At 52.1% G+C, this 21,847-nt stretch carries 20 protein-coding genes; 1 reads left to right on the forward strand and 19 read right to left on the reverse strand.

Annotated features, from left to right (window positions below; genetic code table 11):
* Nucleotides 1-28 precede the first annotated feature (28 nt).
* From AC1BI1_RS07310 to AC1BI1_RS07385, 16 genes are all read right to left on the reverse strand, one after another.
* Entirely contained in the window at nucleotides 29-1,810 is a 1,782-nt protein-coding gene (locus AC1BI1_RS07310) for an ATP-binding protein (RefSeq protein WP_476716629.1), read from the reverse strand.
* A gap of 4 nt (nucleotides 1,811-1,814) precedes the next feature.
* The gene (locus AC1BI1_RS07315; RefSeq protein ID WP_476716630.1) at nucleotides 1,815-2,504 is read right to left on the reverse strand and encodes a response regulator transcription factor; all 690 of its coding nucleotides are present in this window, start codon (nucleotides 2,502-2,504) and stop codon (nucleotides 1,815-1,817) included.
* Between the two features lie 332 nt (nucleotides 2,505-2,836).
* A complete protein-coding gene (locus AC1BI1_RS07320) occupies nucleotides 2,837-3,517 on the reverse strand; it encodes a Crp/Fnr family transcriptional regulator (protein WP_476716631.1) in 681 nt (226 codons plus the stop codon).
* A gap of 35 nt (nucleotides 3,518-3,552) precedes the next feature.
* On the reverse strand, nucleotides 3,553-5,529 hold the full coding sequence (locus tag AC1BI1_RS07325; protein WP_476716632.1) for a flagellar assembly protein A: 1,977 nt from the start codon (nucleotides 5,527-5,529) through the stop codon (nucleotides 3,553-3,555).
* 82 nt (nucleotides 5,530-5,611) lie between these two features.
* Nucleotides 5,612-6,016 (reverse strand): Fur family transcriptional regulator, encoded by a 405-nt coding sequence (locus tag AC1BI1_RS07330; protein WP_476716633.1) that lies wholly within the window; start codon nucleotides 6,014-6,016, stop codon nucleotides 5,612-5,614.
* A gap of 77 nt (nucleotides 6,017-6,093) precedes the next feature.
* On the reverse strand, nucleotides 6,094-7,377 hold the full coding sequence (locus AC1BI1_RS07335) for an FAD-dependent oxidoreductase (protein ID WP_476716634.1): 1,284 nt from the start codon (nucleotides 7,375-7,377) through the stop codon (nucleotides 6,094-6,096).
* Nucleotides 7,378-7,508: 131 nt separating this feature from the next.
* Nucleotides 7,509-8,513, reverse strand: coding sequence for a sodium:calcium antiporter (locus tag AC1BI1_RS07340; protein ID WP_476716653.1), 1,005 nt, complete (start codon nucleotides 8,511-8,513; stop codon nucleotides 7,509-7,511).
* Between the two features lie 273 nt (nucleotides 8,514-8,786).
* A complete protein-coding gene (locus tag AC1BI1_RS07345; RefSeq protein ID WP_476716635.1) occupies nucleotides 8,787-9,554 on the reverse strand; it encodes a histidinol-phosphatase HisJ family protein in 768 nt (255 codons plus the stop codon).
* 14 nt (nucleotides 9,555-9,568) lie between these two features.
* The gene (gene gcvH, locus AC1BI1_RS07350; RefSeq protein ID WP_476716636.1) at nucleotides 9,569-9,949 is read right to left on the reverse strand and encodes a glycine cleavage system protein GcvH; all 381 of its coding nucleotides are present in this window, start codon (nucleotides 9,947-9,949) and stop codon (nucleotides 9,569-9,571) included.
* A 17-nt stretch (nucleotides 9,950-9,966) separates the two neighbouring features.
* Entirely contained in the window at nucleotides 9,967-10,797 is an 831-nt protein-coding gene (locus AC1BI1_RS07355) for an FAD/NAD(P)-binding protein (protein WP_476716637.1), read from the reverse strand.
* Nucleotides 10,790-11,794: a 4Fe-4S dicluster domain-containing protein gene (locus AC1BI1_RS07360; protein ID WP_476716638.1), complete on the reverse strand. Its 1,005-nt coding sequence runs from the start codon at nucleotides 11,792-11,794 to the stop codon at nucleotides 10,790-10,792. The genes AC1BI1_RS07355 and AC1BI1_RS07360 overlap by 8 nt, the downstream gene beginning before the upstream one ends.
* Nucleotides 11,795-11,809: 15 nt before the next feature.
* The gene (locus AC1BI1_RS07365) at nucleotides 11,810-12,712 is read right to left on the reverse strand and encodes a 4Fe-4S dicluster domain-containing protein (protein WP_476716639.1); all 903 of its coding nucleotides are present in this window, start codon (nucleotides 12,710-12,712) and stop codon (nucleotides 11,810-11,812) included.
* On the reverse strand, nucleotides 12,709-13,146 hold the full coding sequence (locus AC1BI1_RS07370) for a hydrogenase iron-sulfur subunit (RefSeq protein WP_476716640.1): 438 nt from the start codon (nucleotides 13,144-13,146) through the stop codon (nucleotides 12,709-12,711). Before AC1BI1_RS07370 ends, AC1BI1_RS07365 begins: the two co-directional genes overlap by 4 nt.
* Nucleotides 13,137-15,119, reverse strand: a complete 1,983-nt coding sequence (locus AC1BI1_RS07375) for a 4Fe-4S binding protein (protein WP_476716641.1) — start codon at nucleotides 15,117-15,119, stop codon at nucleotides 13,137-13,139. The genes AC1BI1_RS07370 and AC1BI1_RS07375 overlap by 10 nt, the downstream gene beginning before the upstream one ends.
* Entirely contained in the window at nucleotides 15,116-16,015 is a 900-nt protein-coding gene (locus AC1BI1_RS07380) for a CoB--CoM heterodisulfide reductase iron-sulfur subunit B family protein (protein WP_476716642.1), read from the reverse strand. Before AC1BI1_RS07380 ends, AC1BI1_RS07375 begins: the two co-directional genes overlap by 4 nt.
* On the reverse strand, nucleotides 16,012-16,584 hold the full coding sequence (locus AC1BI1_RS07385) for a 4Fe-4S dicluster domain-containing protein (RefSeq protein WP_476716643.1): 573 nt from the start codon (nucleotides 16,582-16,584) through the stop codon (nucleotides 16,012-16,014). Before AC1BI1_RS07385 ends, AC1BI1_RS07380 begins: the two co-directional genes overlap by 4 nt.
* A gap of 194 nt (nucleotides 16,585-16,778) precedes the next feature.
* Between AC1BI1_RS07385 and AC1BI1_RS07390 the strand changes: the two genes are divergently transcribed.
* Nucleotides 16,779-17,696 (forward strand): Na/Pi cotransporter family protein, encoded by a 918-nt coding sequence (locus AC1BI1_RS07390; protein ID WP_476716644.1) that lies wholly within the window; start codon nucleotides 16,779-16,781, stop codon nucleotides 17,694-17,696.
* Nucleotides 17,697-17,701: 5 nt separating this feature from the next.
* Here the strand turns inward: AC1BI1_RS07390 and AC1BI1_RS07395 are convergent, their stop codons facing one another.
* From AC1BI1_RS07395 to AC1BI1_RS07405, 3 genes are all read right to left on the reverse strand, one after another.
* Nucleotides 17,702-18,826 (reverse strand): geranylgeranyl reductase family protein, encoded by a 1,125-nt coding sequence (locus AC1BI1_RS07395; protein WP_476716645.1) that lies wholly within the window; start codon nucleotides 18,824-18,826, stop codon nucleotides 17,702-17,704.
* Between the two features lie 158 nt (nucleotides 18,827-18,984).
* The gene (locus AC1BI1_RS07400) at nucleotides 18,985-20,184 is read right to left on the reverse strand and encodes an HD-GYP domain-containing protein (protein WP_476716646.1); all 1,200 of its coding nucleotides are present in this window, start codon (nucleotides 20,182-20,184) and stop codon (nucleotides 18,985-18,987) included.
* Nucleotides 20,185-21,483: a sensor domain-containing diguanylate cyclase gene (locus AC1BI1_RS07405; protein ID WP_476716647.1), complete on the reverse strand. Its 1,299-nt coding sequence runs from the start codon at nucleotides 21,481-21,483 to the stop codon at nucleotides 20,185-20,187. It abuts the gene before it with no gap.
* Between the last annotated feature and the right edge of the window lie 364 nt (nucleotides 21,484-21,847).

A 21,847-nucleotide genomic window follows, 5' to 3' on the forward strand; every position in this document is an offset into this window, starting at 1 on the left:
CTCCGATCACGTATATCAGCCTGCGGCGCTATGGCCCTCTATAAACTGGCAAATACACCCTAAAGGTGCTGCCCTGGCCCACAGCGCTTTCCACTTCCACACGACCCCCGTGAGCTAACACCAGATGACGTACGATGGCCAGCCCCAAGCCGCTACCCCCGTCGCGGCGGGAGCGGGATTTATCTACTCTATAAAAGCGTTCCCAGATATAAGGCAATTCGTCCTGGGGTATACCCTGCCCCGTATCTCTTACACTAAATACTACTTCTTCACCCTCGGATTTAACCTCGAGGGATACTTGGCCGCCAGAGGGAGTATAGCGACCGGCATTATCCAGGAGATTAACCAGTACCTGCTCCAGGCGCCCGGCATCGCCGTAGATACGAGGTAGCTCTTCGGGCTCTAAAGCCACCTTAAAGGCAATCCCCCGCTCGGCCAAAACCGCATGAAACTTACGGGCTACGCGGCGTACCAGTTCTCCCACATCCAGCTCTTCCTTGTCCAGAGCCAGTTGACCGGCTGCCATTTTATTCAAATCCAATAAATCATCCACTAACCGCCGCAAACGACCTGCTTCCTCCAAAATAATGCTAGCATATTCCTGTTGCTCCGCCTCGCCCCTAGCCAGACCATCAGCCATGGCTTCGGCATAACCCTGAATAAAACTTAAAGGGGTTCTCAGCTCGTGGGATACGCTGGCTAAAAATTCCCGGCGGAGCTGTTCCACTTTCTTTTTTCCCGTAACATCTTGAAAAAGGGCGACTGTACCGCCCCCCTCTGGCCCCTCAACCCTCAAGGCTGCTGCCCGCACGGCTAATACTTTGCCCTTCCATTCTATCTCCCTTTCTGTAACTTCTCTCCCTCCTTCCACCTGGCTATTCTCCAACAATTCGTCGGGCACACAGTGCCCCACCGCCAAGTCCAGCCCTAACAGTTTCTCCGCCTGGGGATTGAAAAACATCACGCGGCCTTGAGCATCAAAGGCCAGAACTCCATCAGTCATGCCGCTTACTACCCGATTAAGCTTTTCTTTCTCCTGAGACAAAGCTGAGATAGTTCGCTTGAGCTCCTGAGATAAATAATTAAAACTCTGGGCTAAGGTACCCACTTCGTCATTCGAAGTTACTTCCACCTGGCCGCTGAAATCCCCGGCTGCCATTTGCCTGGCTACCCTATCCATGGCCAGGAGAGGTCGCGACACCCTGCGGGAGACAAAAAAGGCTAGCACAGTAGCCACACCTATAGCAGCCACACCGGCAAAGAAAATGAGCCGGCGCATGGCTGCCACTGCTTCGCTCATGGAAGCCTGGGGGGAATATAAGAGCACAGCGCCCACAACCTCATCCCCCACTTTAATAGGTACGGCTACGGTCAGCATGACTGTGCTGAAGCCGGGATGGTAACCGCGGGTAACCACTGTCTTGCCGGCCAGCACTTCTCGCTCTTCCTCCGTACCCAGATGCATTCCCGCCGCTGGCCAGCCCCAAAGCATCATTTCCGGGCCGTGGCCCCCGCCCATCATTTTGCTGCTACTACAGGAAATAATAAGTCCCTCACTATCAATAATCATAACACCCGCGCCCGCTACATCCCCTAAAATATCAACCTGCCGGAGGAGGTAACCCCTCTTCGCCGTATCGGATAAGGCTCCGGCCAGGAGATTACCTTTTTCCAAAAGTTCCAGGCTTTTTTGCCGATAATAAAAACTTTCTAACAAGCGGTCCAAAAAAATACCTACTGTAAGGAGGCTTACCAATACCAGTGAAACCAGAATCAGCCACAGCTTGCCTGTAATACTCCGCCAGATCATACCTTCACTTCCCATTGGTTTCAAATTTGTAGCCCACACCCCACACCGTAGTTATATAACGCTGCCCGCGCTCGCGGCCTAATTTCTCGCGTAAGTTCTTAATATGAGTGTCCACCGTTCGCAGATCGCCATAGAAATCGTAGCCCCATACCTGTTCCAATATTTTCTCCCGGCTCATGGCCTGACCTGGATGGCGAGCCAAAAAAAGGAGCAGCTCAAATTCTTTAGGTGTAAGATTAATCAGCTTTCCCTCTACTCGTACTTCCCGGGCAGATACATCAATCTCCAAGTCTGGAAATTTTAGACATTCCCGGTGATCCCGGTTCACTCTACTGCGCCTCAAAAGGGCCTTTACCCGGGCCACCAGTTCACGGGGACTAAAAGGTTTTACCACATAATCATCGGCCCCGAGTTCAAAACCCAAAAGGCGGTCCAGCTCTTCCCCCAGGGCTGTCAGCATAATAATGGGTAGGTCTGCCTTCTTGCGTATTTCTTTACAAACAGTCCAGCCGTCGCCATCCGGCATCATGATGTCAAGGATCAGGAGATCAAAATTCCCCGAGGATATTTTCTCCAGTGCCTGGCGCCCTGTCTCAGCTTCTTCCACCGCCATGCCTTCCCGTTCCAGATAAAGACGGACTAAATGGCGCAGGCGTGGTTCATCATCGGCTATTAGCACCTTTATCCGTTCCAAAAATTATACCCCCCAGGAGTACATTATACAACAGAACATAAAAATAAAAAACCCCGTTACCGGGGCCAGCGCTGGATGTTTTATTAAGCTTCTTCTTCTACTTTCTCCACCCTGATGCCCAGCCATTGTAAGCGCTCAAGCCAGGTCTCCTGGGCGAGATCGCCGTAGGTGCCAGCTTCCTTGTCATAATTCATAGGCAAACCTCCTTAAGCTCCTTCAAACCTGGGCTTATGTGCTTTTAATTTTATAATACCTTGGCGCATTTTCGCAAGAGCTTGAGGTCAAAACGTAGTTTTCGCGGCCCGGATAGCTGATTTAAAGGGTCTAAATGCTTATACCCAGTCCTTAAGTTGTTCAGGATCAACGATGGTAATGCGTTGCTTATCTATCCGGATAGCCCCCAGGCGTCTAAACTCGCTTAAGATACGGGCCACTGTTTCGCGAGAAGTACCTATAAGATTGGCAAGCTCCTGCTGGCTCAAGCCTAAATCGATGAGTACGTTCCCCCCTTTATCTTTCCCATATTCCTCGGCTAAATTCAATAAAGCGCTGGCCAGCCGTCCATAAGCCCCTTTAAGGGCCAAATCCCTGATGTGGTTCTGAGCCTGCCTTAGCCGGCGGCTCATAACTTTTAGAATCTTTACTGCCATTTCCCCATTCCGGCGCAACAGTTCTTCCATATCTTCATTGCTTATACAACCCACTTCAGTATCCTCCATGGTTTGAGCTGTGGCCGGATAGGGTCCCCCATCAAAAAGGACCACTTCGGCAAAAATATCACCTTCCCGCACAAAGTGCAAGATTTTTTCTCGCCCGTCCTCCAATACCTGAAACAATTTGATGGTGCCTGATTTGACAAAATAGAAGGCTGTTCCTGGCTCACCCTCCAGGAAAATATACATATTTTTCCGGTACCGTTTGGTTATAGCTAAATCAGCAATCTTTTTTAATTCCTCCTCGTTAAGATCGGCAAAAAGGGGTATCTGCTTCAGATACATCCAGGTTTCTTTCACTTTGGTATACGACCCCCCTACTTGTTCCGGCCCTTTTAAAAGATCCCTAAGTTCAACTCCCCTTCACTATTGAGATAAGCCATAACTCGGTTTTCTTCTGTATCGATTTGGCGTATACGTTTACCTATTTGCAGCGCACAATTAGGCCATATTTTACCAACCTTAATTATCCTCCCTTCGGCCACTCTGGCCAGGGTCTTGGCTCCGCCGCTCGAGCCCATCTCCTGGATATAAACATTACCTTCGGCATAAAGGTTGCCGGCGCGGAAAACTCCATTAATCTCTATATTACCCCCGGCTACTATTTCTGTATTAAAGCAGCCGCGTCCCACGATCTTCACATTTCCCTGGGCTTGAATTCTACTGTTTAAAGTATAATTAGCTGTTACGTGACCGCCCTCTGCGCGCATTTCCCTGCAATACAAAGCCATGTCCTCCACAGCATGAAGCAGTTCCTTTAACTCAGATTGAGTCAAATTCTGCCTGGAAGCAGGGGAGCGAAAAGCCTGGAACAGGTCGTGAATCAATTGTACTAGTTTTTCTTCCTCTGGACCATCCTTAATATTCTTGGATAAGTCTTCAAGTTTAGATATCAAGTCTGGCAGCTTCTTGAACTTATTTTCTATCAGAACGTTAATCAGATAACCATCTTTATGTTCGACACAAGCCTGCAGTTGCCTTAAGGCCTGGAGTAGTTGCCCCAATTGTGTGCTCAGGTCGTCAAAGAGCGGGGCCATATTTACCAGCAAACAACCGGTATCTCCGGCCACCAGGGTACTACTGATTACATTGCGCCTCACCACAATAGAGCCGCCAGCCCGGATGGTGGCCTGGGTCACATCTCCCTTAACCTCTACATCCTGGCTGGCTACAACCGCCATAGTCTCCGTGACACTGCCACTAATGATAATACTGCCCTTAAATTTCAGATTTCCGGAAGCCAAGTTTACGTCGCCCTGGTGAACCAGTACAGGCGTCACTTCAATTATTACCTTGGTGCCACGATTGGTGACCCTGGGCCGGCCTTCGATGGCAGCTATACAGCGCTGCCCATCCTCACTTAAGACTACCCCCTTGCCCGCTGTTAATAGAACATCCTTGGGCGGCGGAGGTGGCAAAGGTTCTCCAGTAACCGCCAGACCAGGCTCTCCAGGTTGCGGCGGGTGTTTGATGGCCAGGACCTCGCCGGCCGCTACCGAAGAACGTTCCACCAGCTCGCGGTAGTCAACCCTTTCCTCCTCTCCTACTTCCCTCCACTTCGTTTCTCTTAAATCAAACAGGTACTCTATCCAACCATCCTCCGGCGGGCGCGGTGCTTTACCTCGAGCGATGACTACCTCCCCTGGCTCCACACGTTGGCAAGCTTCCCTCAAAGCTTCGTGATCCAGGCCATGGACAATATTTTTCCTTTTTAACTCCTCCTGCAAGTCCTCCCAGGTAACGGGTGGTAAAGGCTCTTCTAAAACTTCCCCTTTTAACTCTAACCTGCTGGCAGGGAGCTGGTCCAGGAGTTTCCAAGTGCGCTTCCTGCCGGGAAGCAGGAAAAGAGCCGCCGTCAAGCCCTCCTCTTTAAGCAGTAACTGCCAGCTACCCTTCTCTATCTCTTCTCGGGATTGAATCTCTATCCTGTCCTGGGCCGTTACTTGAACTTCTCCTCCTACTAGTTGGCCGTTGACATAAAGCTCAAAGTGGGGAGTGGGAACAATAGTAACCGATGTTGTGCCCTTTAGGAAAAGCTTACCATCCTTAATCCACCCATATCCTCCTGTTTCCAGGTCAGGTCTGAGCAGCCCTTCGCCTTCATCTCTTCCTCCCTCGCTCTCCTCTTCGCCTATTGCCTTCAGGCGGGCTAAAATCACTGCCGGCCGGCGGTGCAAGCCCAACAATCCCCTGCTCCCCTCATCTAAAACCTCAACCTCTATCTCACCCGGTGTAGCCTTAAGTAAACTGGCAGCGCGTTTAATAGCTTCGTCCACTGTTTCGGCCTCGATTTTGACGGACTCCCTCTCCACCGGCTGCGCCTCCCTTCCTTATTTTCCTTCTATTTTGTATTCTCGGCAATCTATCCCCGGCCTTAATCCCTCCTCAAGCAGCTTAGGAAGGTTTTTGGGCTTGACTACAATCTGGACATAAACCGTAAAACTCCAACCTGTGGTAAAGTACCTCTCCTGCACCTGCTTTTTCAGCCCTTTTTTCTAGCTCCGCCAGAACCGGCATATCCACATCACTAACACGCCCGCAGCTTACGCAGACAAAATGATAGTGGTTCTGAGGGTTGCCATCATAGCGGCTATAGGTGCTGCCGTAATTAAGCTCCATAATTTCACCGTCTTCTTTTAGAACATTTAAATTGCGGTACACCGTCCCCAGGCTGATATCAGGCAGGACTTTACGCGCCTGAGCATAAATCCAGTCGGCTGTGGGGTGGGAAGTAGTACTGCGTAAGATTTCTAATATGGTCTTCTTTTGTTTGGTCATACGCCTGGCAGTGCCTTTCATAATATCACCTTATTTGAAAATTAGTGTGTTGGCTTGCGCTTTCCCTTAAAATATTCGCTGAATACTCCTCTTTCCCTTCATAAGATTTGCTGGGCAAAGATGTTTAGTAGGCCGACAGCAGCCACCCTTTCCCTTATACTTCTATGATCAGTGGTATACAACCCTAACTGCTGCATACGATCCCAGTATACAGAGCCCGAGAAAGTAAATGCCTGGTAGAGGCCATCACCTTTTTCCACCTGCTGCCGTGAGTAAGTGATAAGATCGCCTACAGCCAGGCGAGGAGATAAAACTAGCAACTCCCGGTTGGCCAGGTAACGCACTGCGTTATGACCGGCTAAGATCCCTGTACAAATGGCCTCGGTATGGCCTACCAGGGGACCCGCTTTTTCCCCTGCACAAAAAACATTATCCAGGAATTTAACTCGCATAGTATCTTCTCTGGGAACCATGGCCAAAAAGCGAATCGAATTGCCCATACCTCCGGCATAGGGATCTTCATAGCGGGCATTTTCCAGGCCTTCTACCTGGCGCAAGTCTTCCAGGGGAAAAAAGGGCGACATGAGTTTGGCCTGACCGGTATCCAGTAAAATAACTTTGGCCGCGTACTCCTCCAAGTTATATTGCTGGCAGGCTTTACGTTGCAACAGCTCTTTTTTGCCGGCCAGGTGAGTGGGCAGGGTCAAAGATACTACACCTTTACTCTCCAGCTCCTGCAACACTTCAGGTGCTAGCGACCCCTTATACAACTTGCAGGAGCCGCTGATAGCGCCCAGGCCTCCTCCCCTCCGCAGGACCGCATACTCTTCTGCACCGGCTAAAGCGCTAAGGCTTATACGCCCTCCAAAAGTAGGGCAGCGGTAAATGCACATAACGCAACCATTCCCGTAGCGGCGGCAGTTAGCCGGGGGCCCTGCTGTGCCGGTGGCATCAATAAATACATCGCCAGTAATTTCTTCCCCTTTATCTGTCTCTACCGAACGCACTTGCTCTCCTCGCACCTGTGCCTTGCGTACCCTGGCCTGGCATTTGATTATTATCCCCATTTTAAGGAGGGTGGCCTTGACTGCCGGTTCAACCAAATTCACATCATAGAGAGTAGCATGCCGGTGCCCGCTAAAATTAACTCCGCGGTGCCTGGCCACCCGGTCAGTTATCCCTAAAAGTTCCCCGGCACCCAAGGCCATCATTTCCTCGGTTGCCGTATAACGGCCGTTATTGCGCATAATACCCCCTACCAGGCCGGTGCCCAGCAGCATATCAGTGCGTTCCAGCAGGATGACCTCGGCACCTGCTCGCCGCGCGGCCCAGGCCGCCGCACAACCTCCCCAACCGCCTCCCACTACTACTACCCTAGCCATGGGTTTCCACTCCTTAGGCTTTTATTTCATAAAATATTCCATATAAAAAAGTGTTGCTAGTTGATGCTTAAGTAAAAAGCCCGGAAAAAATTCCGGGCCCATCTTTCCAAAAATTAGCAAATATTCGATTATCAGCGGATAATGCCCCCGAATACTAGGATAATAAAAACGCCATAAAAAGCGCCGCCGCTCATCAGAGTATAAGGTGTAAGATATTTCTTATAGCTAATCTGCAGGAATACCAGCCCTGCCGAAAGGATAGCCAGAGCGGCGCTGATCATAGCCCCGGTGGTCAACTCCCAACTGGTCATGGTGATGCCTAAGGCTGGCAAAAGCGAGCTCTGGAAAACCATGGCTCCGGTAATATTGCCCAAGGCCAAAGTGTCTTTGCCCCGGCCTATCCAAATAATGCTGTTAAACTTCTCGGGCAATTCCGTAGCAATGGGAGCTATGATCAAAGCTAAGACGAAAGCCGGTACGCCTAGGAGCCTTGATAAGTGTTCTACACCGGCTACAAAAATCTTGGCTCCACCTATAATCAATCCCAGCGCTACAATCACCTGGAGCAAAACAATTCCCAGGGTCGGGTCTTCTGACTTGCGAGCGAAATAAAGGGGATGCAGCTCTTCCTCTTCGTTGTTACCATTTTCTTTAGTTACGGTTAGATAAGCATAAACGGCGTAGGCTATGACCAGGAAGATGGCTACTATCTGTTTCCAGATATGTTTTCCCAGAAGGGCGGCTAAAATAGCCACCGCGTAAACAATCAAAAAGAACCCCAGGTCCCGGCCCATGATCTTGGTATTCACTCGCATGCGCGGGTAATCGGGCCGCCGGCCGCGGCAAAAGATCACGGCCAAACCCGTAATAAAGAAGGCCAGGGTGCTGAGCATAAAAGGTGCCCCCAGGATCGCTCCAATACCTACTTCTTCTCCCGCGTGACCTCCCCCTAGAAGGATGGCTACTACCGGGATCATGCTCTCTGGGAGGGCAGTACCTACAGCGGCGAGTATACTCCCCACAGCCCCTTCTCCTAAGTTAAGCTTTTTGCCCAGCCATTCCACTCCGTTAGTGAACACTTCAGCGCCCAAGAGAATGACACCTAAACTGAGTATGAGCAGTACTACGTCTAAAATAGCAGTTCCTCCTCCCTCTTTGAGTTTTTAAAAATTGCAAACAAAAAAGACCCCCCCCACCCTCTTTTCCGGGCGGTGAAGGTCTCGCGCTTTATACCAGTCCCGGGCATAAAATTAGCCGTGCTGACGGAACCTGGTACCGAAGGATACTTCGGCGGCTACTCCCCTAGACCGCGAGAATCTATCTTTTTCCTCCCTGGCTTCATTTTAATCATAAGGCTTGTATACTTTGACGTCAAGATAAACTTCCCTGTCCACCGAGCCCTCCCTGCGTCAATCTAGTGGTACGAGTTCCAACTTACGCTGCCTGAAAGTGGCCACCCGGGTATAACCGACACTGCGGAGCAGGGCTACCGCTTGGGCCCTGGCCCTGCCCACCTCCTCAGGAGCATGGGCGTCTGACCCAATAGTTACGGGAATCCCTAATTCAAAGCAACGCTTAAGTAAGTCCCGACAAGGATAAATTTCCCCTACAGGTTTAAACAGGCCGGCAGTATTGACCTCTACCGCAGCGCCTGCTCTGGCTATAGCCCTTAAGGCCGGCTCGGCCAGTTCCGCCACCGGCCGTCGGGAACGGTCACCGTAGATTTTGATCAAGTCCAGGTGGCCAATGATCTGGAAAAAGCCGGTATGGGCCGCACGAGCCACCAAGTCGAAATAGGTGAGGTACAGCTCGTCTATGTCCCAATCGCCAAAATAAAGTTCTTGGCCGGGAGCATCAAAAGCCCAAGCCCCAATATCATGGACCGATCCGATAAGATAATCCCAGGGCATGGCCACTATATCCTTGAGATCGCTCCTCTCCGGGCGAAAGCTCACTTCCAACCCCCGCCTGACCCTCAAGGAGGTCAACCGCTCCAGTTCGTCAAAGACGCTGAAGTCCAGACCGTAAAGATAGCGGTCATGTTCGGCAAAGCCTATCTCCTCTAATCCTGCTTCCCTAGCCGCTTCTACATAGGGCCACAACTTCTCCTTGGTGTGGGGCGGACCCACATGGGCCAGACCATGGATATGGTAGTCCGCCCCCTTCCCCTCTCCCACTTTAAAGACCACTCCTATTCTTCGATGAGTTGCCGGTAGCTTTCCGCGTCTAGAAGACCTTCTACTTCGGACGGATCGCTCATTTCGATCTCTATAAGCCATCCCTGGCCATAGGGATCACTATTGATGAGTTGGGGGCTATCCAGGAGCGCCTGGTTAACGGCTACCACTCTGCCAGAAACGGGTGTATAAACATCCGAGGCTGACTTTACGGATTCTACCACCCCGAAGCTATCCTGAGCGGTAAATTCATCTCCCACCTGGGGCAGTTCTACAAAGACAATATCCCCTAGGGATTGTTGGGCATAATCGGTAATGCCGATCCTGGCGCGGTTGCCCTCCACTTCAATCCACTCGTGATCCTTGGAATAATGCAAGTGAGCGGGAATGTTCACCTTGAAATCCTCCCCATTTAATATTCATTGGGCAGTTGTTTTAGCTGGGCCAGGGTAAAGACCGGGCCATCCAGGCATACATAACGACTGCCTATATTGCACCGGCCGCACTTGCCAATACCGCACTTCATCCGCATCTCCAAAGTGGTGACAATCTGGTCATCCTTATAACCCAGTTTCTCCAGAGTCTGCAGGACAAACTTGATCATAATGGGCGGGCCACAGGTCACGGCCACCTTGCCTTCCGGCGATGGATTTAGCTTTTCCACAAAGGCAGGAACAAATCCCTCGTGGCCTTTCCAATTTTCATCGCCTTTATCCACTGTCACATCCACCCGGCAATTCTCTGCCTTAGGCCAGTTGTCGAAGAGGTCCGCCTTAAAGCAGAGATCGGCCGGCGAACGGGCACCGTAGATAATCCACAAGTGGCCAAATTTCTCCCGGTTTTCAATACAGTAGTTGATGAGGGAGCGCACCGGCGCCAGGCCAATGCCGCCGGCAATAAACAGGATATCCCTGCCGTAAAACATATCCAGCGGAAAGCCGTTGCCGTAAGGTCCGCGAATACCCACCGTCTGGCCCACTTCTGCCTCGTGCAGAGCCTCCGTCAGCATGCCCACCCGCTTGATGGCTATCTCCAGGTGTTCCGGACCCTGAGAGGTGATAGAAAACATAGCTTCTCCTACGTCCAGCAAAGACAACATGGCCAGCTGGCCCGGCATAGGAGTAAAGGGTTTACCCTGCTCGGTGGTTATATGGAAGGTCTTCACATCCGGCGTTTCCTCGACAATTTTTATTATCTGTCCCAATTGGGGTACTAGCGGATTAGACCGATTAATTTCAGCCATCCAAGGCCACCTCCTTTATGGCCCGGATAATCCGAGTTATATCCATGTGTACCGGGCAGCGCTCCAGACAGCGGCCGCAGCCCACACAAGCCAGCTTACCATAGCGCTCGGGAAAATACTGGAGCTTGTGCAAGAAACGGTTGCGCACCCGCTCTTTTTTGGAGGGCCGGGGGTTGTGGCCGCCGGCCATACGGGTATATTCCGAAAACATGCAGGAATCCCAGCACCGGAATTTGAACCCCTGGTCACCCCGGTTCTCGCTCTGGATGTCAAAGCAGTGACAGGTCGGGCACAGGTACGTACAAAGCCCGCAGCCCAGGCACTTCCGGCAGAGGTCCGCCCAAAAGGGGTGTTCAAACATGGACTGCAGCTTCTCCGTTACGCCTTCCACGTCTACCATCAGGGCCGGCCGCGCTGCCGGAGGCAGCCCATCTTGCACCTCTACCAGCAAACCCTGACCCTTCTCCAGGAGTTTTTGACCCGCCTCGGTGGCCGCCTCCAATAGAAACCCGTCTTCGACCTCCCAGGCTTGCACATCTACTCCCTCGGCCCTGCCGGGGTCGATTCCGAAGGAAGTGCAAAAGCAGGTATCCTGGGCTTCCCGGCAGGCCAGAGCCACCACCAAAGTGTTTTCCCGGCGTTGCCGGTAGAATTCATCTACATAGCCCTTGGTCAAAAACACATCATCCATCAAGAGGAAGCTCCGGGCATCGCAAGAGCGCACCCCCACCAGCACTCGCTTTTCCTCTTGGGGAGGCAGTTCTTGCAAGGTAGCAGACTGCCCCTGCACCTGATAGCGGTACATCTCTTCGGTCCGCGGGAAAAACAGATCCTTGGGCGGCACTACCACGTTTCCCTGGCCCAGCTTAATCTCTCCTGTACCATGCCAGATGCGGAAGGTGCTGATGCCATCAACCTCTTGGGGAACATAGACGGACGCCCCTTCCGCCCAGGCAGTGAGGAGCTGGGGCATTTTATCCTTAGTGATTTTTAGCATCGCAGCACCTCCCTTTTATAAGAACTCCTCGGGGTCGTCCAGCCGGTAGGTGCCTAGAGGCGGCGGGGTTTCCGTGTCCAGGCCGGCTTCATATTCCCCGAAAAGCTCGTTCAAATCTTTAATGATCTTTTTGTTGAGACTCATGATGGGGATACCCATGGGACACACCCGTTCACACTCGCCGCACTCGATACACCGGCCGGCTACGTGCATAGCCCGGGTGATGCCGAAAAACTCGTTTTCACTGCGCACCATCCTTTTCGCGCACCAGCCAGATTGGCTGCGGTCAAAAATGCACTCCCGGCAGTTGCAAGCCGGGCAGACATTCCGGCAGGCGTAGCAGCGCAGGCAGCGGTCATACTGACGGGCCCAAAATTCGTAGCGCTCATCCGGGCTTAAAGCTTCCAGCCTCTTCACCTCGTCAAAGCGCAAGTACCGGGCTTCCCCTCGGCCCGGCAGCTTATCTTCACCGGCAATTAACTCATCGTAGACCACCGGCTCCGGATAGCTGCAGAAACGACATTTTTCTTCTAGGGGTATGTCGGCCAGGCTTTCCGGCCCCTTCCCCTTAGCCTGACACTTATCCCGCACGCCCGGGCAGGCGATGCCTATAAGGTACACCTTCCCCCGCTCGATCTGGCGGTCCTGCAAGAGGCGGTTAATCCCTCGGGCGTCGCACCCTTTTACAAAGAGGGCTACTTTCCCTTCCAGGTGCTTATCGTCTAGCAGGTATTTGGCCAGGTTGTTGCTGCAAAAATCATCCCAGATCAAGCGTTCCACCTGCTCCGGCCGGTCAATAAAAACCGGCGGGGAGTGGTACCACAGGGTTCCCTTTTCCCAACCGATGACGTATTTAACCTCTCCCTTTTCCAGAAGATCCCTGGCTATAGCTCGCATTCTTTCCGTTATGCTATTCATACTTCATCCCTCAACTTCCTGTTAGGCCCCAGAGCGCGAACCTCTTCGGTGAGCTGGGTAATGATCTCGGCAAACCGGGGACCTTCGGAGCCTGAAACCCAACGAGCTTGGAAACGTTGGGGTTCGATACCCATATATTCTAGCACCCGCTGCATCAGGAGGAAACGGCGGCGGGTGAAATAATTGCCACTAACATAGTGGCAGTCGCCGGGGTGTCAACCGGCCACCAGCACGCCGTCCGCCCCGCGCTGGAAAGCCCGCAGGACAAACTGGGGATTAACCCGGCCCGAACAGGGTACCCGCACCACCCGGACGTTAGCCGGGTACTGCAGGCGATTTAAACCCGCCAGGTCGGCCCCGGCATAAGCGCACCAGTGGCAGCAAAAGGCCACAATCTTGGGCTCCCAACTGCTAGCTTCCTGGACTACAGACATGCGGCATCCACCTCCGCCAGTATCTGCTCATTGGTAAAGCCCTTGAGGTTCAGGGCGCTGGACCGGCAAGCGACCGTACAAGCGCCGCAGCCCTGGCACAGGCCGCTGTTGACGCTGGCTACCTGACGGCTGATTATCTTACCGGCCACCTTTTCGGTAATGGTCTTCATCTCGATAGCTTTATAGGGGCAGATGGGCTGGCACATGGCACAACCGGAACATAAGCTCTCATCTACCACCGAAATCATGGGATCAGTAGCCATTTCATCCTTGGCAAAGAGCTGGCACACCTTGGCAGCAGCCGCACTGGCCTGGGCTACAGTATCCGGTATATCCTTGGGCCCCTGGCAGGCACCAGCCAGGAATACACCAGCCGTAAAGGTTTCCACCGGCCGCAGTTTGGGATGGGCTTCCTGGAAGAAACCATCCTTATCGGTACTTAAGCCCACCATCTTGGCCAGGCTGTCCCAGCCGCGGCTGGGCACCATGGCGGTGGCCAGCACCACCAGGTCAGCAGCTACTGTTACCTGCCGTCCCAGCAAGGTATCCTCACCGCAAACTATAAGCTTGTCGCCTTCGGGGTAGATGCGGCTTACCCGTCCCCTCACATATACAGCCCCTTCATGCACCGAGCGCTGGAAAAATTCTTCATAAGCCTTACCGGGAGTGCGCACATCCATGTAGAAAACAATGGCCTGACCGTCCGGTATCTTCTCCAGCACCTGGTGAGCATGTTTGGCCGTATACATGCAACAGGTTCGGGAACAGTAGCTTTTGCCTTTAGCCTCGTCCCGCGAACCCACACACTTGACGAAGACTACGGTCTTGGGCTCCTTCCCGTCCGAAGGACGTATAATCTTGCCCCCCGTGGGGCCTGAAGCATTGTTTAATCTCTCGAAATGCATGCTGGTAATAACATCGGGATACTGGCCGTAACCGTATTCTCCGTAGACCTCCTCCCAGGGGAAAAGTTCATAGCCGGTAGCCACCACAATGGCCCCAAACTTTTCGGTTACAATTTCATCTTCCTGTGCATAGTCGATGGCCTGGGCGGGGCACACTTTTTGACAGACACCGCACTTCCCCTTGGTAAACTGGCGGCAGTGCTCCCGGTCAATCACCGGTACGGCCGGCACCGCCTGCGGGAAAGGTACGTAGATAGCCTTGCGTTTGCCCAGTCCAAGGTCAAATTCGCTATCTACTTTGGTGGGACACTTCTCCCAACAGGTGCCGCAGCCGGTGCATTTGCTGGCATCTACTGAACGCGCCTTTTTCCGAATGGTAACCTCAAAGTTGCCCACATAACCGGCTACCTTCTCCACTTCCGCGTAAGTCATGAGCTTAATTTGAGGGTGCTGCGCCGCAGCAACCATTTTAGGCGTACTTATTCAAGCCGAACAGTCCAGGGTAGGAAAGGTCTTGTCCAGCTTGACCATATTGCCGCCTATGGTCGGTTCCCGGTCCAGCAGGACAACCTCGTAACCGGTATCCGCAATATCCAGGGCTGCTTGCATACCGGCTATACCAGCTCCTATCACCAGAGCACGCTTGGTGATGGGGATGCTGGAAGCCTCTAGAGGATAATTGCGGCAGGCTTTGGCCACTGCCATCCGCACCAAGTCAATGGCCTTGACGGTAGCGCCTTCTTTATCTTTGGCATGAACCCACGCGCACTGTTCCCGTATATTGGCCATCTCGAAGAGATACGGGTTCAGGCCCGCGCTCTCTACTGTCTTGCGAAAGGTGGGTTCATGCAACCGGGGAGAGCAGGAAGCCACCACCACCCGGTTCAGCCGGTGTTCCTTGATGGCCTTACGGATGAGCTCCTGCCCGGGGTCGGAACACATATACTGGTAATCGGTAGCAAAAACTACTCCGGAAAAACTCTTGGCCGCTTCTGCCACTCGTTTTACATCTACCACTGAGGCAATATTGGTACCGCAGTGGCAGACAAAAACCCCTACGCGTTTCACGCTGTCTCCCTCCTTGTGGCGGGATGCCGCAGGATCTCCTTAGCTTCCAGTAAGGGTAAGGGATTAACAAAGTGCTTGGTCAACCCCAAATCCCTGGGCGCATATCCCAAAGCCACACCCATGAGCTCAGTAAAGTAAAATATAGGTAAACCCAGTTTCTCCTGGAAGCACCGTTCCGCTTCAGCCTGACGCATATCCAAATTAAGGAAACATAAGGGACAGGCTACTACCACACAATCCGCCCCCTCTAGCTTAGCCTGGCGGAGGATGCGGAAAATGGGCCTAACGCCGATGTCCGTCCGCGAGGTAGCCAGGCTGGCGCTGCAGCATTCAGTTTTGCCGGCCCAGGGTACCGCTGCACCTCCCAGCGCTTCCACCAGCCGGTCCATGGTCATAGGATTTTCGGGATCATCAAAAGCGGTTAGTTTCGGAGGCCTTACCAAGAGACAACCGTAGTAGGCCGCTACTTTAAGGTTAGTTAAGGGCCGAGTCACCATATCCTGGATTTTCTTAAGCCCTACTTCATTAACCATGATATCTAAAAAGGCGCGCACTTCCCTTTGGCCTTTGTACTCCATCCCGATAATTTCTTCGATGGTCTCCCTCATTTCCTCGGATTCTCGAACAGCAGCTCGGGCCGCCTTCAGCCTGTTAAAGCAGGCGGCGCAAGGCACGGCTACATCCAAGCCTTCCTTTTCCGCCAGGGCTAGATTTCTGGCCGGCAAGGCCAGGGAAAGCAAGTGGTCAGTATTGTGGGCCGCCGAGGCGCCGCAGCAGTTCCATTCAGGTATCTCCCATAATTCCACCCCTAAATGTTTGGCCACAATCTTAGCCGAAAGATTGTACTCTACTGCCGTAGCATGAAGGGAGCACCCCGGATAATAAGCATATTTCAATGTTTAGCACCTCCTCGGGCCCGGACCCGCTCAAAAATTGCCTTTACAGCGCCGTTATCCTTGATGCGGACCGGAAAGGGATTAATCTTGCCATGCAAGAACAAGGAGGGCGCCAACCCCACATCTTTCATGGGCTGGCCTGACTGCAAATTGAACTGCACCACCAAACCCATCTCGTGCACCCGGCCGTAGCGCTCCACGGAGCTTAGGAAAGCCCGGTCAAAAAGATGCACTTTTTTCTCGCTCACCAGGCCAGCCCGTACAGCTTCCTGCCGCAGAGCCTCCATGAGGCGGGGCAGGTCCACCTCTTTAGGGCAACGGGTATAGCAGGCCTGGCAGTGGGCACAGAGCCAGATGGTATGGCTCTTGAGAGCCTCCTGGCCCACACCCAGCTGCAACAGGCGAATGATCTGGCGGGGCGTGTAGTCCATAGCGAAGGCCATGGGGCAACCTGCGGAGCATTTCCCGCACTGGTAACAATCCCGGAGGTCCACGCCACTATTTTTCTCCACCCGTGCCCTAAGCTCCTTATCCCGCACCAGGGCAGCTGACAATTCCAAGGGTTCCACCCTCTTCACCTCTTTCCCAGGTATAATGATTTATGCTCCTAAAGTACAATTACCGGACCGGCATCCTGAGAACAAGTGCTAGAATAAACTTGTAACTTTTATTCTTTTTCAATGGCCAAAATCCTCTTTTTCCTGCAAAAAATATTGGGTCTAAATAAAAAACCCCGGCCGTACATTTTTACGGTGGGGGTAAAATGTTTAAATCTCTGGTTAAATTTACCGCAGGTACAGCCTTACTCTTATTAGGTGTCCAGCTCCTGCGGAGAGGACTATGGCACTCAAGCCACGGCTGGCTACCAAGGATTCTTCGCCGGGCCACCAGCACCCCGGTAAAGGGTTTTTTGTGGGGTACCATAGCCACGGCCTTGGTTCAATCCAGCACAGCTATAACCGTTCTGGCCGTCGGCCTCGTGGACGGCGGTGCCCTTACCTTTTACCAGAGCCTCAGTATTGTGTTGGGCGCCAATGTGGGCACCTGTGTTACGGTTCAGCTTTTGGCCTTAGACTTACAAGTTCTGGCCCTTCCCACCCTGGGTTTAGGCAGCGCCCTTACTCTTCACCGTCACTCCCGGCCTGCCGGGATGACCTTACTGGGGTGTGGCCTCATTTTTTATAGCCTTAACCTTATGAGTGCCGCCCTGGCACCCTTCCAACGAGGAACCACTCTTCCTGGTTTCTTAAGCGCCATGGGCACCTCCTCCTGGCAGGCCTTGCTGGCCGGCACCATGCTCACAGCCTTTTTTCATTCCAGCAGCGTAGTAACCGGCATGGCTATGGTGCTCGCCTCCCAGGGTGTGCTTCCCCTCTCAGGAGCCCTGGTGCTGGTACTGGGTGCCAATATAGGTACTTGCATAACAGCTCTCCTAGCAGCCCTCTTTTCCTCCCGGGCAGCTAAACGTACAGCCCTGGCCCACCTTCTCCTCAATGTCAGCGGCGCCTTAATTCTCCTGCCTTTTTTATCCCCGGTTATTCCCCTTTTATCTTTCCTTTCTGCCGATCCGGCGCGCCAGGTGGCCCACTTTCACACCCTGTTTAACCTTTTTTCTTCCCTGGCTGCCCTGGTGGTAATAAGACCTTTGGCCCTTTTTTTAACCTGGTTGGTGCCAGACTAACCCTCCTACCGGAAAATCCGGTATCTGGCCCTTAAATACTGCCATAGCTCCGGATAAGTTTGGCTCCCGAACAGAACTTCTACCAGACGGCGGGCCACTTCGGGATTGGCCCGCACCAGGCGGTGTACCACCGGGGTTAAAGAATAAACCACTTTAGCGATGCGGCCAGCATAGTTAAGGGACAGCAGCAGTTCCTTCTGCACAGCTTCGGAATACCTTTGTAAATCACCAGCTCCTTGCAGAAAGGATATGATCGCTTTAGCCGCCAGGCGGCCGCTTTTCAAGGCGTAGTAGATGCCTTCCCCGGAGAAAGGATCCACCAGACCAGCGGCGTCACCTGCCAGCAATCCCCGTGAGGTATGCAAAAGGGACTCTCCTGGAAGTGCCGAAGGGATAACTGCTGCCCGATAGCGGGCTGCCGGGGACAAAGGGAGGCCCAGCCTCTGACAGAATTGCCGGAAGAGGGCTTTAAGACCTTTAACCTTACGGCTAAAGGAACCGATACCTACGGACAAGTGGTCACCTTTAGGGAAGACCCAGCCATAACCGTTAGCTATGTTGCCGTAACTTAGAAGCAAACTATGGCGGTACTGTTCTAAAACCGTTGGAGGCACTGGCAGCTCACACTCTAACGCCACCCCCAAAGCCCGCGACGGCCGGAATGGAAGCTGGCTGGCTACCAGGCTTCTAGCTCCGTCGGCCCCTATAACCGCCTTCGCCAGCAAAACCTCTTGCCCCGTGTATACCCTAACCTGCTCCTCTTCTTCTACCACACCTTCTATTTTGCAACCATCGCGCACTTCAGCGCCGGCAGCAGCAGCCCCCTCTACCAGCAGCTGGTCTAAACGGTCGCGCATGACTAATTTGACTACCGGCCGGTCAAAGGCTACTTCTATAGGCTTCTCCTCCCGGTGATAGAAAATAACCCGACAGGCAGTATCCTCTATTAGTTCTTCCCAACCTGGCTCCAGTTCCTCCCAGGTCTTTCCTGTCAGGCCCCCACCACAAGGTTTGTAACGCGGTATTTTTTGTTTTTCACAGAGTAAGACCTTAACCCCTTCCCGGGCTAATTCTCTGGCTGCCGCAGCTCCGGCCGGGCCGGCACCGCAAACCACCACATCGTAGCTCAAGGTAAAGACTTGCCCCCTATTAAAACAATTTTTGATATAACACGTCTGGCCTAATCAGCATTTAACGATCTTGTATATAATCTGTCAAGGGCGAAGGAGACTAAAATCTTTTGCCGATTTAGTTTAGAGGCATTATCGGCATATTCCCGGCCAAAACCCTAAAGAAGATTTTTTATTTTTATCCAGTACTTTAGAAGGCTTGCGACCGCTTGAGGACAAAACTGCGTACCCGCGCACTTTATTATTTCTTCTAGAGCTTCCTCAGCAGTACGCCCCGGTCGATAAGGCCGGTCAGAAACTATCGCATCCAGAGCGTCAGCTACCGCCAGAATCCGCGCCCCCAGGGGAATATTGTCCCCCATTAAGCCATCTGGATACCCCTTCCCATCCCACCGTTCATGGTGATGGCGGACAGCCGGGATAACTTTAGCAAATACGTGTTCCGCCCTAGCCAAAATCTGAGCGGCAATAATCGGATGCTGCTTTATCTGTGCATATTCCTCGCTACTTAAGTGACCTGGCTTATGGAGAATGCTTTCACTAACTGCGACCTTGCCAATATCGTGTAAGAGTCCAGCAAAATATATCTGCTCGCAATCTGAGGGTGGAATTTCTAACCCTAAAGCCACTTCCCTGGCCAATAAAGCCACTCTGTGGGAGTGATTTGCGGTGTAGGTATCGCGAGCTTCCAGTGTAGCCGCGATTAAAAAGACTACATCTTTGAGACTCTGCACCTGACGTTCCCTGGCCGCATCTATAGGCAGGGCGAAAAGGCACCCCGCTAGGAGAAGAGATAAGGCACCGCCCAATAGATAACCATGAGGCACTAGGCTCGGAAAATAAAGGTGCACAGGTACATAATCCAGCTTATGGGCACCCCAAATAATTAAAATCCATCCTGCCAAACGCAAAGGGGGGCGTGCCGATTTATCTCTTAGCAGTAAGCCCCCGCTGATCACGTTAGATAGCCCAGTAACAATAAAAACCAACATATCCTGTACTATGGGCCAGCGAAATAAAATATACGTCAGCACAACTACCGTTGCGCCCGCTTGCCTAATTCTTAGCCAGCGCCAGCGGAGGTTGGAATCTTGAATTAAAAGCAGAGTTCCGCTAAGCAAAAAAAAGGCGTTAAGGAGTAGCAAGTTATGTAATAAAAGCCTGGCCATGGGCTGAGCACTATACAGAAATATCTCTTCCGCCACAAACCTCAGGATATACACACCCCATGCCAGGGCCCAAACCAAAGCGTAAGGCTGCCGGCCTTCGGACCAATAAACATACCCGGAAGCTATAAAAAGCGCTATGGCACCGATAATTGAAGAATAAACCGGCGAAATTGCCATCCCGTCAGCCAATCAGGCCACCTCCGTCCTGTCGCGGCCTAGCTCTTTGGCCCGGTACAGTGCCCTATCTGCATTCTCTAATGCCTCTTCTAGGCTCTGATAGTCGCTGCTCATAGCTATTCCGGCGCTTACAGTAATACTAATGCCTTTCCCTAAAGAGGTGGCGAAATCGTATTCCTTAACTTGTTTACGCAGGCGTTCAACCACTGAAATCACTGTACGGGCATCGCCACCAACTATGGCCACCAGGAATTCCTCGCCACCGTACCTGCCCGCCACATCTTGACCGTCCCTTATATTGCTCAAGATCAGCCTGGCCAGTTCCCGCAGCACTATGTCCCCCACCTTATGCCCGTAACTATCGTTGACCCGTTTAAAATGATCGATATCCACCAGAACTAATCCTAGAGCTAGGCCCTTTACCTGTACCTGCTGCCACAAGTCCCTCAGCACCAGCTCGATCCCGCGCCGGTTCATAAGGCCGGTAAGGGGATCCGTTATAGCTAGGTTTTGGAACCTCAACCTGTCTTGACAAAGGGAACGGTACAGGTTGTCTAAAGGTTCTCTAATGCAGTGAATGACTATCCCATAAAACGCTATCAAGTAACTGAGAAGCTTAAAGAGGTGGCCTACGAAGTTAGCCAAATCGTAAACATTGACATATAGCGTGAAGCATAACTCGGAAATTATTGTAGTGAGAATCGAATAAGGTATAAATCGGACCACAACACTGGGCAGGTAGGAGCGGCTGCGGCGAAAGGTATATAGCGCTACCACAAGCAATAATATAATTACATATTCTGAGAAGATTTTATAGGCAGTTAGGCCTACCCCCTCAATATAGCATATAGGAAAATTGTCCCACTCAAAAACACTAAGAAGGAGAAAAATAGAATAAATTGTGTAGAGTCCTACCATAACCGGCCACCACCGGCCCGAGCGCGCCAGAGGTGCAGTAAGCAAGACCACCGCTTCTAAGTACCTGCCACCAATCCAAAGTTGGGTAGCCAGGTTGGCTCCTGTAGCTGCAAATATGCCCATACCTTTGTAGGCTATGGTGTGCAGCAAGTCCAGGAATCCGGTAAAAAGGTAGCCTATTCCCAGTACAAAGGGGAAAAGATTGCCCTCGTGCTGCCTTGTAACATAGGAAACGGTAAAAATCATACCGGCTACTACTACGCTAAAAAGTTCTACCAGGGCATGATATAACAAATAATTAGCTCTTGCTACCAGGTATAGGGCGGCGTATCCTAACATCGCTACTATGGCATACCAGCTCAGTTTCCCTGCCTTAAGGTGCTGGAACAACATACCTTAGTCGGTCCTCCGCCATACTAAATCCTTTCTTTTTAAACTCCACGGCATTATTAAGGAGTTATCTTTTTCCATTTTCGCGCCTCTATGTTTATTATATCCCAACTTTGACAGGGCCCTTTTAAAATCAAGGGGTCCATAGGGACAGTTGTCACGACAACCCCTTTGTTGGACTCTTAATAGTTACCTGAGGGTTAAAATTTTAGGTGGAAGTGGAAGGCCCAAAATTTTTAACAATTCACTTTGGCTATGGCTGGGCTGGGTGATACTATAAATCCGCTTATTAAAAGTGATGTGATAAACCCCTTAAATCAAGGCTAATTGCAGTCGAAAACACGAGATAAATAATAGGTGATGTTTA

This window comes from Thermanaeromonas sp. DSM 22490, from assembly GCF_056378755.1.